The 14,047-nt window shown below is 71.6% G+C and carries 10 protein-coding genes; all 10 read left to right on the top strand.

Annotated features, from left to right (window positions below):
• The first annotated feature begins 222 nt into the window (after positions 1 to 222).
• The 10 genes from F8279_RS07950 to F8279_RS07905 all read left to right on the top strand — a co-directional run bounded on the left by F8279_RS07950 (position 223) and on the right by F8279_RS07905 (position 14,006).
• The gene (locus F8279_RS07950; RefSeq protein WP_192580651.1) at positions 223 to 873 is read left to right on the top strand and encodes a transaldolase family protein; all 651 of its coding nucleotides are present in this window, start codon (positions 223 to 225) and stop codon (positions 871 to 873) included.
• Between the two features lie 27 nt (positions 874 to 900).
• On the top strand, positions 901 to 1,605 hold the full coding sequence (locus F8279_RS07945) for an HAD family phosphatase (RefSeq protein WP_151499522.1): 705 nt from the start codon (positions 901 to 903) through the stop codon (positions 1,603 to 1,605).
• Between the two features lie 81 nt (positions 1,606 to 1,686).
• The gene (locus F8279_RS07940; protein ID WP_151499521.1) at positions 1,687 to 3,390 is read left to right on the top strand and encodes a class II aldolase/adducin family protein; all 1,704 of its coding nucleotides are present in this window, start codon (positions 1,687 to 1,689) and stop codon (positions 3,388 to 3,390) included.
• Entirely contained in the window at positions 3,387 to 6,824 is a 3,438-nt protein-coding gene (locus F8279_RS07935; RefSeq protein ID WP_151499520.1) for a DUF4915 domain-containing protein, read from the top strand. The genes F8279_RS07940 and F8279_RS07935 overlap by 4 nt, the downstream gene beginning before the upstream one ends.
• A complete protein-coding gene (locus F8279_RS07930) occupies positions 6,817 to 8,226 on the top strand; it encodes a glycosyltransferase (RefSeq protein WP_151499519.1) in 1,410 nt (469 codons plus the stop codon). Before F8279_RS07935 ends, F8279_RS07930 begins: the two co-directional genes overlap by 8 nt.
• Positions 8,226 to 9,200: an aldo/keto reductase gene (locus tag F8279_RS07925; protein WP_151499518.1), complete on the top strand. Its 975-nt coding sequence runs from the start codon at positions 8,226 to 8,228 to the stop codon at positions 9,198 to 9,200. The genes F8279_RS07930 and F8279_RS07925 overlap by 1 nt, the downstream gene beginning before the upstream one ends.
• Positions 9,201 to 9,220: 20 nt before the next feature.
• A complete protein-coding gene (locus F8279_RS07920) occupies positions 9,221 to 10,783 on the top strand; it encodes an alpha-amylase family glycosyl hydrolase (RefSeq protein ID WP_151499517.1) in 1,563 nt (520 codons plus the stop codon).
• Positions 10,773 to 12,071 carry an FAD-binding protein gene (locus F8279_RS07915; RefSeq protein ID WP_151499516.1) on the top strand — a complete coding sequence of 433 codons (1,299 nt, stop codon included), beginning with the start codon at positions 10,773 to 10,775 and terminating at the stop codon, positions 12,069 to 12,071. The genes F8279_RS07920 and F8279_RS07915 overlap by 11 nt, the downstream gene beginning before the upstream one ends.
• On the top strand, positions 12,068 to 12,967 hold the full coding sequence (gene cysD / locus F8279_RS07910; RefSeq protein WP_151499515.1) for a sulfate adenylyltransferase subunit CysD: 900 nt from the start codon (positions 12,068 to 12,070) through the stop codon (positions 12,965 to 12,967). Before F8279_RS07915 ends, cysD begins: the two co-directional genes overlap by 4 nt.
• A gap of 67 nt (positions 12,968 to 13,034) precedes the next feature.
• Complete coding sequence (locus tag F8279_RS07905) at positions 13,035 to 14,006, top strand: DUF4432 family protein (protein ID WP_192580650.1); 972 nt, start codon at positions 13,035 to 13,037, stop codon at positions 14,004 to 14,006.
• Positions 14,007 to 14,047: the final 41 nt, after the last annotated feature.

Here is a 14,047-nt window from a genome sequence, read left to right as displayed (position 1 = left end):
GCTTGATGCCTGTTCAGGGCCGCTTTGGCCGCCCACGCGACCGAGGACGTAAAAACGGGTTTCGGATCTGTTAACAGCTCGCACTCACGCCGCCGGTTCACATCTTTGAAGATCAGCATGCGCCGACGAAGCGTTGCAGGCCCTCCGGCCACATGCTCTACTGAGCGCAGCCTCAGGCTGAAATCCCGTCGACGAATACCTTCTTATCGGAAGGATAGTGCTTTGACGTTTGTCTATCTGGATTCCGGCGACTCCGAGCAGATACGGGCAGCCGCCGAGGACGGTCTCATCAGAGGTTTCACGACCAATCCCACGCTGCTGCGGCAGGTGACCGACGATCCGCTCCGTCACTGCTCCGAGCTTCTCGGCAAGTACGACCGGCTGGAGGTCTTCTACCAGCCGACCGGGGCGTACGGAGACCTCGAGGCGGAGAGCTGGGCGGCCTGGCGGCTGGACCCGCAGCGGATGACGCTGAAGCTGATGTCGACACCTTCCGGCATCGCGCTGGCCCGCCGGCTCGCCGACGGTGGCGCGCAGGTGGCGCTCACCGCCGCCCAGAGTTCGACCGTCATGATCGTCGCCGAGGCGATCGGGTGCGAGGCGGTCATCCCGTACGTCGACCGAGCCTGGCGGGACCAGCGCACCGAGAGCCACCTGGTGCGCTCGCTGGCGCAGGTACGCCACGGCGCCACCCGGATCATCGCCGCCTCGGTGAAGAACGCCGGCCAGTTCGTGCAGGCGTACCGCGACGGCGCCGACGCCGTCACCGCGCCACTGGACGTCCTGCGTGCCGTGACCGCCGACGCGGCCGCGATCGAGGCGGAACAGGCGTTCACCGCCGAGTACGCCGACACCGCGTTGCCGCTGCCCTGACCGTCTCCGAGAGCGGGGGAGAGAGAAGTGCCGAAGCATGCGTACGAAGCCGTCCTGTTCGACATGGACGGCGTGGTGGTGGACACCGAACGGACGGTGGCCGCGTTCTGGCGGCTCCTCGCCGCCGAGCACGGCTTCACCATCAGCGACGAGGAACTGGAGGAGCACGTGTTCGGCCGGCACGCCGACCACACCCTCAAGGTGCTCTTCCCGGCGATCCCGGCCACCGACCACGGACCGGTGTACGAACGGCTTCGGGTCAACGACCAGACGCTGCGCTACGCGGAGATACCGGGGGCGACCCGCCTGATCGGCGAGCTGCGCGCCGCCGACGTGCCGGTCGCCCTGGTCACCGGCGCGCAGGACTGGAAGGCCACAGCCGTCCTCGCCCAGTTGGGTCTGGCCGCCTCCTTCGACGTCCAGATCCGCGCCGACGACATCGCCGTCGGCAAGCCGGATCCGGGCTGTTACCGGCTCGCGGCTCGGCGCCTGGGCGTCGACATCACCCGCTGTGTGATCTTCGAGGACGCCTTTAGCGGGGTGGCCGCGGCGGTGGCCGCCGACGGCACCTGCGTCGCGATCGGCCCGGCAGTCCGGGCGAGCCGGCTCACCGCCATCGGGGCACTCACCGTCGTACCCGACCTCCGGCAGACCCGCTACGAGCCGGGCCGGTTGCGCGTCGACCCGGTGACCGAGCTGCCCTTCACCCAGGTTCGCGCGCGTACGCCCTGATCCGGCACACCGGCTCCACGCCTCCCCCTTTCCACCGGCGGCGTCGGCCGCCGTGGAACCACCCTGCCCAGAAGGGGCGACATGTCCAGTCTGATCAATGTGCCGACGACGCGCGCGGCATCCTCGCCCGGCGCCGTCGCCGGTTCACCCACCGACGAGGTCCTGCGCCGGTCCCATCTGGTCGGCGGGAACCCGACGCTGACCCGGGCCGGCGGCGGGAACTTCTCCGCCAAGGGCGTCGTCGGCGACGTTCCGGTGCTGTGGATGAGTTCCTGGGGCTGCGACGGCGCCGCCACCACGGCCGAGGACTTCCCCGCGCTGCGCCTGGACGATCTGCTCGAACTGCGCCACGCCGTACCCCTGGACGGTCCCGCCATGGTGGAGCGGATCGCCGCCACCGCGCTGACCGCCGACCAGCGACCGCCCGGCATCGAGACGCTCACCCACGCCTTCCTCCCGGCGGCACACGTCGACCACTGCCATCCCGACGCCGTCATCTCGTTGACCTGCATTCCCGACGGCCGCGAGCGGGCTACCGCCGAGTTCGGCGACGAGGCGATCTGGTTCGACTACCGGCAGTTCGACATGGGCGTGGCGCAGGAGCTGGCCGACCGGGTCGCCGCGCAGCCCGGCTGCCGGTTCGTCCTGCTCGCCAACCACGGCATCTTCACCTGGGCCGACACCAGTGACCAGTGCTACCGCAACTCGCTCGAAGCGGTGGCCCGGGCCCGGCGGGCCCTCGGCGCCGCCGCGCGCGGACGGCCGGGAGACCTCGGCGGGTCCGCCGTGCGGCCGCTGGTCGCCGGCCAGGCGGACGACCTGCTCGACGAACTGCTCCCGGTCCTGCGGAGCGCCATGCGTGAGGACCGGCGTGGCATCGTCCTGAGCACCGACACGAGCCCGGAAGCCGTCCGGTTCGTCTCCTCCGTACGCGGGCCGGAACTCACCCAGGCCGGGCCGGGTTGTCCCGACTCGCTGGTGACAGTCGGCTACCGTCCCCTCGCACTCACCCCCACCGACCTGACCGCACAGGGGGTGCGAGCCGCGATCGAGCGCTACCGCAGCGCGTACGCCGCGATGTTCGAACGTCACGCCGACGCGGCGGCCCGCCGGCACGGTCCCCGCCGTGACCTGCCCCGGGTGGTGCTGCTGCCCGGGCTCGGCGTGGTGGCCGGGGGCGCCGACCCGGCGCAGGCGGCCATCTGCGCCGAGCACTTCGCCCAGACCCGTTCGGTGATCGAAGCCGCAGACGCGGCCGGGGGCTACCGGAGCCTCACCGAACGGCAGGGCATCGCCGACGAGTACTGGCCGCTGATGCGGTTGAAGCCGCTGTTGCGGACGGCACCGGGCCGGCTGGCGGGCTCGGTCGTACTCGTCGCCGGTGCGACGGAGGCGACCGGCCGGGTCGTCGCCGATCTGCACGCCGCCGGCGCGAACGTCGCCCTGGCCGGCGGTGGCGAGCCGTCGCGGCCGGACGTCGTACACCTCCGAGCGCGACTGTCCGCTCCCGACGCGGTCGTCCGCGAGGCGGTGCGCGCCTTCGGCGGCTTCGACGTACTCGTCGATCTCACCGGCGTCGACGACCGCCTGCTCCACGCGGCCGCGGCGGTCTTCGCCCGCCAGGGCACCCCCGGAATCTTCTGCACGGCCGAACCCACCGGTGGCCGTGTGTACGACGGCGAGCACGTCGACGTGCTCGTCGAGGAGGACCTCAGCATGGTCGCCGAACGAATCATCGTCGCGGCCACAGAACCCCCACAGGGGAGTACGGAGGATGCGTCGTGACCGAGAAGACCTACGACACCTGGTCGGGAACACGGGACCTGTTACCGCCGGGGCATGTGCTGCTCAGCTCGTGCTTCGACGCCCACCACACCATCGGTGGCGGCCTGTTCTCGATCGGCAAGACGGTCGAGGTGATCGACCGTGTGTCCAGTACGGGCATGTGTGCCGACGACTCGCTGCTCTACCGGTGCCTGTGGAGCGCCGAGGGCAGCCCTGCCGAACTGGTCGCGTACGACAGCGCCGGGGTGCGGCGGTACCAGCGGCTCGACGACGTCTCCACGCCGCACGACATCCTCTGCGTGAACGACCAGGTGCTGGTGGTCGCCACCACCCAGAACGAGGTGCAGTCGATAGGCCGCGACGGCGAGGTGCTGTGGCGCTGGCGGGCTCCGGGTGAGCCGGACAGCTGGCACCTCAACAGCCTGGCCCGGTACCACGACCGGATCGTCGTCTCCGGTTTCGGACCGTTCCTGCGGCGACGCGGGTGGGACGAGAACGGCAAGCCCTCCACCGGCAGGGTGGTCGCGCTCGACACGGGTGAGCCCCTGCTCGGCGGCTTCCGAGCGCCGCACCATCCGCACTACTCCGACGGGATGTGGCTGGTGTGCGACTCGGCCGCCGGAGAACTCGTCGAACTGCCCGACTCCATCCGGCGTCCCACCCGCCGGCTGCCCCTGCCGGGCTGGCCACGTGGCCTCGCCGTCACCCCGGATCACCTGTACGTCGGCATCAGCCCTCACCGGTACCTGGACTCCTCCGTCGACACCGCGGCGGTGGCGGTCGTCGACCGGGCGCAGTGGAGGGTGCTCGGCGTCATCAAGCTGCCCGCGCGGGAGATCTACTCGCTGGCCGTCGTCCCGGAGGCCCTCGCCGAGGGCGCCCGTCACGGCTTCAACGCCAACAACACCCGGACACACGAGCAGGGCCAGCGCCAGTTGTTCGACCAGCTCGGCAAGCGGCCGCGGCAGCTCTGGGCGGTCGGCGACCACCTCCGCGAGGAGGAGTGCCGGATCACCGTCACGCCCGAGGAGCCGATCTACGAGGAGATCGAGGCGGGCAGCCTGCTGAGCGTCGCCTGCCTGATCCAGAACACCGGCGCCGGGATGCTCACGCCGGCGCCGCCGAAGCCGGTCCGCGTGGTGTCCCGGTGGTACGACGCGGACGGCGAGCCGGTGCCGGGCGCGGTCGCCAAGTCCGCCCTGCCCCGGTCCCTGCCGCCGGAATCGGCGACCCGGGTGCTGGTCCGGGCACGTGTCCCGGAGGAGGCCGGGCGGTACCGGCTGCGGATCACCCTGGCGCAGGACGACGGTCTGGTCTTCGACGAGCTGCACGCGGACAACCTGACCGAGATCGAGTTCGACGTGGTGCCGGACGGCGTACGCGACGACGCGCTGGCCGAGTTCGGCCTGTACCCGTCGGAGGTCCGCACCGCGCGGATGGCGAACACCGTCGAGGAGTTCCTGCACTCACTGCTGCATCACCCCGACGGCGCACCACGCGCGCTCAGCAGGGCGCTGATCGCCGACCGCGGTGCGGCGGCGTTCGGGGACGCGGTCGCCGCCGTCCTGGGTTGCTCCCCCGACTCCATCCGGTACGTGGTGAACCAGGCGCTGGACGGTGCGAGCGACCTGACGCTCACCGGCGCCGAGGCGATCGCGCTGATGATGCACCGGCTCGGCGTCACCGTCGCCTTCACCTACGCCGGCACGTCCGAGCTGGCCCTGTGCGACGCCACTGCCCGGCTCGGCATCCTCCGCAACGGCAGAGGTGACCGGGAGAGCGTCTTCCAGGCCGCCGGCGCCAGCATGTTGCGACCCGGCCACGGTGCCGCCATCGTCCACGCGGCACGGGGCCTGACAAACGCTCTCGGGGCGGTCGGCGCGGCGCGCCGCAACGAGGTCGGCACGCTGGTGGTGGTCGGAATGCCGTCCACCGCCTCCGCGCCGTTCCTGCCTCCGCACGGCGAGCCGCGGCTCATCGAGGCATCCGGCGAGTTCGCCAAGGCCGCGTTCGAACTGGGCCCGGTTCCCCCCGCCGACGCGCCGGCCGAGCGGGCCGCCGCCGCGGCACACCTCGTCGACGTTCTCCACCGGGCCGACCTGGCGATCCGCCAGGCCCCGTGCGGACCGGTGCTGCTCGGGGTACCGCAGGACGTCGCGGAGAGCAGTTGGGTGCCACTGGAGCGTGTGCTGCAGTTCCGGCCGGCGGACCCGCACCGGCCGGTCGACCGGGACACCCTGCGGGAGGCCGCCGCCCGGCTGAGCGGCGCCGGCCGCCCGGTCGTGCTGATCGACGACTACGCGCTCCGGCACGAGGGGATGCGGCCCGCGCTCGCCGCGTTCAGCAGGGCCACCGGCAGCGCGGTGCTCCAGGTCAAGTACCGGCGCGGCCCGATGCTCTTCGAACGCGTCGACGAGACGGAGGTGCCCGGCTTCGTCGGCTGGTACGACCCGAACGACCAGGCGCACCGAAGGATCATGGAAGCGACCGACATGATCGTCACGGTCGAGGACCGCAACATGTATCCCCGCGTCATCGGCGAGCTGCCGCCGGGACCGAAGATCGCCCTGACGTCCAAGCCCGCGGGCGTGCTCAAGAACGGCTACCTCACCGGCGACGACCTCCTCGTCGACGGCGACGTGGTCGGCTCGCTCCACGAGCTGGCCGCAGTGCTCGGTGACCGCAACGGGGCCCCGCGCTGGTACGCCGAGTCGGTCCGGGAGCCGTCCCCGCCGCGCCACGTGGTGCCGACGGCGGCCTTGACGGTCCGCGAAGGACTGGCCCGGGCCGTCACCGCGGTGGCCGGCGAGCAGGACCGCCCGGTCACGTTGGTCGACGACAGCCAGATGTTCGGCGGGTTGCTCGCCGAGGTCTACGACCTGCTGCCGGCCGGAGTCCGGGTGTTCGGCGACCACGGCGGCTTCGTGGGCGGCGGCACGGCCACGGCGACCGGCCTGGCCGTGGGCGAGGCCGGCGTGAGCGTCATCTGCACGGTCGGCGACCAGGGTCTCACCAACGGCATCCAGGGTCTGGTGTCAGCCGTGCAGGAGAACGCGCCGATCACGTTCGTGGTCTGCAACAACGGCGGCAGCGTGTCCCTGCGCAAGCAGTCGCGCGGACAGACGCTGCTGAACTCCGGCTTCCACCAGTACCTCGACAACGCCGCCGGGATGCGGTACGCGGAGATCGCCGAGGTGCTGGGCATGCAGGCACGCCGGGTCGATCTGACGAACTGGCTGGACGGCGAGCACGCGGCGACGCGCCTGACCGACTTCCGGCAGGCCCTGTCGTCGGCCGTGAACCACGCCGGACCGTCGCTCATCGAACTGGTCCTGCCGTCGGACCCGGAGTTCTGGACCGGCGTCTGGATCACCGAGGGCTTCGAACCGCTGGCGAAGCCGGCGGTCAAGGTCGAGGACGCCGCCCATGCGTGAGGTGACTGTCGGTACCGCCGATCTCGCGGCGTACCAGCAGATTCTCGGCCCCGAGCGCAGCACCGCGCTGCGCTCGGGCGCCGAGCGCCTCGCCGGCCTGCTGGGCGGGCGGACGGTGTGGAACGTGAACTCGACCGCCGCGGGAGGCGGCGTGGCCGAGCTGCTGCACTCCCTGGTCCCACTCGCGACGGCGCTGGGTCTCCCGGTCCGCTGGCTGGTGATCGACGGCGATCCGCGGTTCTTCGCCGTCACCAAGCGGCTCTGCACCCTGGTCTACGGTTCACCGGGCGACGGCGGCCCGACCGGGGAGCCGGAGCAGGAGCACTACCGCCGGGTGCTGCGGGCGAACTCCGAGGACCTCGCCGGCTTCGTACGCCCCGGCGACGTGGTCGTCGTGCACGAGGCGCAGCCTGCCGGCCTGGTGCCCGCCGTGGCGGAGATGGGTGCCCGGGTGGTCTACCGGGCGCACACCGGTTGCGACGTGCCGAACGAGAACACCGCGCGCGGCTGGGCCTTCCTCCGCCCGTACGTGGAGAAGGCCGACGCCTCGGTCTTCCTCATCGCCGATCACGTGCAGGGCTGGGCGCCGAACCCGCACGTGATCGCCCCCTCGATCGACCCCTGCTCGCCGAAGAACGTCACGCTGAGCCCGGCGGAGACCGTCGAGGTGCTGCGCGCGGCCGGCGTCCTGTCCGGTGGGAGCGGCAGGCCGGTCACCGTCTCGCGCGGCGGCCCGCCCGTCGAGATACGGCACCCGGTGGTCGCGGTCCGCGACGGCGCCCCGCCCGACGCGGGCGCTGCGATGGTCGTGCAGGTCTCGCGATGGGACCGGCTCAAGGACATGGCCGGGGTCCTCCGGTCGTTCGTCGCCGCCGACGTGCCGGACAGCTACCTCACCCTGGCCGGCTCGGACGTCACAGGCGTCTCGGACGACCCGGAGGCGGCCGAGATGTTCGACGAGTGCCGGCGCGAGTGGGCGCAGTTGCCGCAGCCGATCCGGGCCCGCGTGCAACTGCTGTGCCTGCCGATGACGGACATGCGGGAGAACGCGCTCGTGGTGAACGCGTTGCAGCAGCACGCGACGGTGGTGGTGCAGAAGAGCCTCGCCGAGGGCTTCGGACTCACCGCCACCGAGGCGATGTGGAAGGCCCGGCCGGTACTCGCCAACGCGGTCGGCGGGCTGCGTACACAGGTCGTCCCGGACGAGTCCGGCCTACTGCTGGAGCCGTCCGACACGGCCGGCGCCGCCGCGTCGATCGCCCGCGTCCTCGGCGATCCGCAGCTCGCCGCGCATCTCGGCGCCGGCGCCCGGCGCCGGGTGCGCGAGCACTACCTGCCGGACCGCCACCTGCTGCGGTGGGGCCGGCTGATCGAGAACCTGCTGCCGGAGGGAGGGCGCTGATGCGCCGGCTCGGCAAGAACGGACCCGCCACCTTCGACCTCGGCCTGGGCTGTATGGGCATGTCCCAGTTCTACGGCCCCGGCGACGACACCGATTCCCTGCGGACCATCAACCGCGCCCTGGACCTGGGCGTCAACCTGCTGGACACCGCTGACATGTACGGCCCGTACACCAACGAGGAGCTGATCGGCCGGGTCCTGCGCACCCGCCGCGAGGAGGCGCTGGTCGCCACGAAGTTCGGCAACGTCAAGGACGACACCGGCCGGGTGGTCCGGGTCGACGGCACCCCGGCGTACGTGCGGCGGGCCTGCGAGGGATCCCTGCGGCGGCTCGGCGTCGACGTGATCGACATCTACTGTCAGCACCGGGTGGACCGCAACACCCCGATCGAGGAGACCTGGGGTGCGCTCGCCGAGCTGGTGGCCGAGGGCAAGGTCCGGGACCTGGCCATCTCCGAGGCCGCCGAGGACACGGTGCGCCGGGCGCACGCGGTGCACCCGGTGGCGGCGGTGCAGACGGAGTTCTCGCTGTTCAGCCGCGATCCGCAGCGTGGTCTGCTGCACGCGCTGGACGACCTGGGGATCGGGTTCATCGCGTACGCGCCGCTGGGCCGCGGCCTGTTGTCCGGGCGGTACGACGCCGACGCCCGCTTCCCGGACGACGACTTCCGCAGCGGCCTGCCCCGGTTCACCGGTGAGAACCTGCGGCGCAACGCGGCGACGGTGCGCGGCATCCGGGAACTCGCCGATCGCCGCGGTCTCACAGTGGCGCAGCTCGCCCTGGCCTGGGTGCTGACCCAGGGGCCGGACATCGTCCCGATCCCGGGAACGAAGACCGTCGGCCGGCTGGAGGAGAACATCGTGGCCGCCGACGTACGGCTGACCGACGAGGAGCTGGCGCTGCTCGACGGCATCGCACCGGTCGGCGCCGCCGCGGGTGACCGGTATCCGGACATGTCCGGCGTGGACATCTAGCGGCGCGACGGGAGATCGTCATGGACACCGAGGACTGGTGGCGCACGGCCGTCATCTACCAGATCTACCCGCGCAGCTTCGCCGACTCCGACGGCGACGGCGTAGGCGACCTGCGGGGCATCATCGAACACCTCGACCATCTGAACGGGGCGCCCGGATCGCTGGGCGTCGACGCGCTGTGGCTGTCCCCGTTCTACCCGTCGCCGCAGGCCGACTTCGGCTACGACATCAGCGACTACACGGCTGTCGATCCGGCGTACGGCACCCTGGCGGATTTCGCCGAACTCGCCGACGAGGCGCACCGGCGTGGCATGCGCCTGCTGGTCGACCTGGTCATGAACCACACCTCCGACCGGCATCCGTGGTTCGTCGAGTCCCGGTCGAGCCGGTCGAATCCCAGGCGGGACTGGTACATCTGGGCCGACGACCGGGACGGCGGGCCGCCGAACAACTGGCTCAGCTCGTTCGAGCGGTGCGGGCCGGCCTGGACGCTCGACCCGGCCACGGGCCAGTACTACCTGCACAGCTTCACCCCGCAGCAGCCCGACCTGAACCTGCGCAACCCGCAGGTGCGTGCGGCGATCCGGGACGTGTGGCGGTTCTGGCTGGACCTGGGCGTCGACGGGTTCCGCATCGACGTGGCGCATCGGCTGTTCAAGGACGCCGCGTTGCGGGACAACCCGGAGCCGCTGGCCGCGTACCGGCGACACCACAGTCATCCCGAACTGCGCCAGTTCAACATCGACCTGCCGGAGTGCCACGACCTGCTCCGCGAGCTGCGCGCCGTCCTCGACGGGTACGGGCCCGGCCTGCTGCTGGGCGAGGTCCCGATCAGCGACGACACGCGGCTGGTGCGGTACTTCGGCGCCGACGGCATGCACACCGCCTTCCACGTCGCCTTCTGGGAGCAGCCGTGGGACAGCGCCCGTTTCCGCCGCACGGTCGACGGCCTCTGCGCCCTGGCCGCACCCGACGCGTTGCCCACCTACGCGCTCGCCACGCACGACATCTCCCGGACGGTCAGCCGGTACGGCCTGCGGCAGGCTCGCGTGGCCGCGCTGATGCAGTTCACCCTGCGCGGCCTGCCCTGCGTCTACTACGGCGAGGAGATCGGCATGGCCGACTCCCGTCCGCCACAGGCCCTCGACGTCGACGACCGGGACGGGCAGCGGGTGCCGATGAACTGGGAGCCCACCGGTTCCGGGTTCACTGCCGGCACCCCGTGGCTGCCGTTCGGGCCCGACATCGAGACCGCCAACGTCCGCGTGCAGGACGACGATCCGGCATCGATGTTGAACCTCTACCGCCGTCTCATCCGGTACCGGCGCGACTCCAAGGCGCTGCGGTTCGGCGATTACGAGTCACTGCCCTCGCCGAAGGACACCTACGTGTACCGGCGGCGCGCCGGCGGCGACGAACTGCTCGTCGCGCTCAACTTCGCCGACCGGCCGATCGTGGTGGGTCTCGGCGAGGGCACCGCCCGACTGGAGCTGTCGACCGACGCCGACCGCGAACCGGAGACGGTGCGGCTCGCCGCGGTGTCACTCGGCGCCCTGGAGGGAGTGGTGCTCGGTGTCCGCTGAGCTGGCCAACTGGGCGGGCAACCTGCGGTTCAGGGCCCGCCGGGTACACCGCCCGACGACGCTGGACGAGGTGCGGGCGGTGGTGGCCGAGGCGGACCACATCCGCGCGCTGGGCACCCGGCACTCGTTCAGCGACATCGCCGACACCGCCGCCGACCTGGTGTCCCTGGAGGACATGCCGCCGGTGACGACTGTCGACGCGCGCAACGCCACTGTCACCGTCGGCGGCGGCGTACGCTACGCCGGGCTCGCCCGCGAGTTGCACGCCGCCGGGTTCGCGTTGCCCAACATGGCGTCGCTGCCGCACATCTCGGTCGCCGGGTCCTGCGCCACCGGCACGCACGGGTCCGGCGTACGGAACACGATCCTGGCCGGCGCGGTGCGGAGCCTGGAACTGGTCACCGCGGGCGGTGAGCTGGTCACGGTACGGCGGGACGACCCCGACTTCGCCGGCGTGCCGGTGAACCTGGGCGCCCTCGGCGTCGTCACGAGCCTGACGCTCGACGTCGAACCGGCGTACGAGGTGAGCACGACGGTCTACCTCGAACTGCCGGTCAGGGCCGGGCTGGACCACTTCCGGGAGCTGATGTCGGACGCGCACAGCGTCTGCCTCTTCACCGACTGGGGAGCGCCGGTCTTCAACCAGGTGTGGGTGATGGCACGTACCGACGATCCCCAGCCGAAGTCGCCCGGCCGGGAGTGGTTCTCCGCCACCCCGGCCACCCGCGACCTGCACCCGGTGAGCACCCAGTCGGCCGCCGCGTGCACCGGACAGCGGGGCGTGCCCGGTCCGTGGCACACCAGGCTGCCGCACTTCCGGCCGGAGTTCACGCCGAGCTCCGGGGAGGAGCTCCAGTCCGAGTACGCGGTGCCGGCCGGGCACGCCGTCGCCGCGCTGGAGGCGCTCGGTGAGATCGCCGGCGTGATCCATCCGGTCCTGCAGATCTGCGAGGTCCGTACGGTGGCTGCTGACGAGTTCTGGCTCAGCCCCGCGTACGGGACCGACGTGGTCACCATCCACTTCACCTGGATTCCGGACGCCGACCCGGTACGGCGGACCATCCGCGCGGTCGAGGCGAGCCTCGAACCGTTCCGCGCCCGGCCCCACTGGGCCAAGCTCACCGAGATGCCGCCCGAACGGATCCGAGGGCTGTTTCCCCGCCTCGCCGACTTCCGGGCACTGGCGCACCGGTACGACCCCGGTGGCAAGTTCCGGAACGACTTCACGGACCGGTACCTCGGACCGGCCGCCCGGCGGGGAGGACATGGAGACGGAGGCTCGCGGTGACGCTGCGCGTGTCGCACCTGGACGAACTCGAGGCGGAGAGCATCTTCGTGATGCGGGAGGTGGTGGCGGAGTTCGAACGGCCGGTGTTGCTCTTCTCCGGCGGCAAGGACTCGGTGGTGATGTTGCGGTTGGCGGAGAAGGCGTTCACCCCGGCGCGGATTCCGTTCCCCGTGATGCACGTGGACACCGGCCACAACTTCCGCGAGGTGCTGGAGTATCGGGACGCCCGGGTGACGGCGCTGGGGTTGAGCCTGATCGTGGCCTCGGTGCCGGAGGCGATCGACGCCGGCCTGGTACGCGAGCCGGCGGACGGCACGCGCAACCGCATCCAGACACCCGTGCTGCTGTCCGCCGTGGAGAAGTACCGGTTCGACGCGTTGTTCGGTGGGGCGCGCCGAGACGAGGAGAAGGCCCGGGCGAAGGAGCGGATGTACAGCTTCCGGGACGAGTTCGGGCAGTGGGACCCGAAGAACCAGCGGCCGGAGCTGTGGGCGTTGTACAACGGCCGGCACCATGCCGGGGAGTCGATCCGGGTGTTCCCGCTGTCGAACTGGACCGAGTTGGACGTCTGGCACTACATCGCCCGGGAGAGGTTGCCGCTCCCCTCCATCTATTTCGCACACGAGCGTGAGGTGGTGGAGCGCAACGGCATGTGGTACGCCGTCAACGAGTTCCTGCGCCCCCGGCCGGGCGAGTCCTCCCGGCTACGCCGGGTGCGCTACCGGACGGTGGGCGACGCCACCCAGACCGCGGCGGTGCTGTCGGAAGCGGACTCGGTGGAGAAGGTGATCGACGAGGTGGCCTCGACCCGGATCACCGAGCGCGGCGCGACCCGTGGGGACGACCGGGTCTCGGAGGCCGCGATGGAGGACCGCAAGCGGGAGGGCTACTTCTGACCGCGGGGCCGCACACCACCGGACACCGGACCCCTGATCCGAATGGAGATCCATGGACGTCGCATCAGTGAGTGAACTCTTCGAACACGGCCTCGTCTCGGACCCGGACGCGGTGGTGGAGATCCGCGAGTCGATCGGCGACCCGCACTCCGGGCCCGGTGGGCGTTCGTACCGGGTCTGTCTCGCCGGTGGCCTCGCCTTCGAGGTGCTGTTGGAGCGCGGCCTCGACATCGGTGCCCTGTGGTGCCGCGGCCTCCCGGTCGCCTGGCGTTCCCCCCTGCGGGCCGCCGGACCGGACACCGCTGCCGCAGGTGGCTGGGTGGGCCGGTTCACCGGGGGCATGCTGGCCACCTGCGGGCTGGACAACATCGGCCGCGCCCGGGACACGTACGGCCAGCACGGCACGCATCACCAGACCCGGGCGGTCGACGTGGTCGTACGCCGGACGACAGCACCGGCCGGGGTGGTCATCAGCGGGACCGTGCCGTCGGCCTCGGTCTTCGGCCGGCAGCTGCTGCTCCATCGGGAGATCTCGTCCACCGCCGGCCGGACCGCCGTCACCGTGCGCGACACGATCGTGAACGAGGGCATCACCGCCGAGCCGGTCAGTCTCCTCTACCACCTGAACTTCGGCGCCCCGTTCCTCACGCCCGGAGTACGCGTGCGCACGCCCGCCGGACGCCACACCCTCCGCGACGACGACTCGGACTGGCAGGTCTTTCCGCAACCGCTCGACGCCGTCGGAGAGGTGGTCTGGGAGCACGCCGGCTTCGCCGGTCGGTCCGCCGGCATCGTCGTGCACTCCCCTGCCGTCGGCATGTACGCGGAGGTGACCTGGGACGCCGCCGTCCTACCGCGATGTTTTCAATGGATCTATCCCGCGCGGCGCGGCTGGGCGCTCGCCGTCGAGCCGGCGAACGCGCCGCTCTTCGGCCCGGACCGTGAGCTGCCGCATGCCGGCGCGCCCGTGCTGGCACCGGGTGGGCGGATCGAGGCGGGCTTCACGCTCGCTCTCCACGACGAGAAGCCGCCCCGGTGAACGTCGAGGCCGTGCGATGCCGAGCGGGCCGGCGGGACCGC

It is taken from the genome of Micromonospora sp. AMSO1212t (assembly GCF_008868145.1).
Lineage (GTDB): Bacteria > Actinomycetota > Actinomycetes > Mycobacteriales > Micromonosporaceae > Micromonospora > Micromonospora tulbaghiae.
Note: the sequence above shows the minus strand (reverse complement) of the source record. Positions and strands in the feature narration are given on the sequence as shown.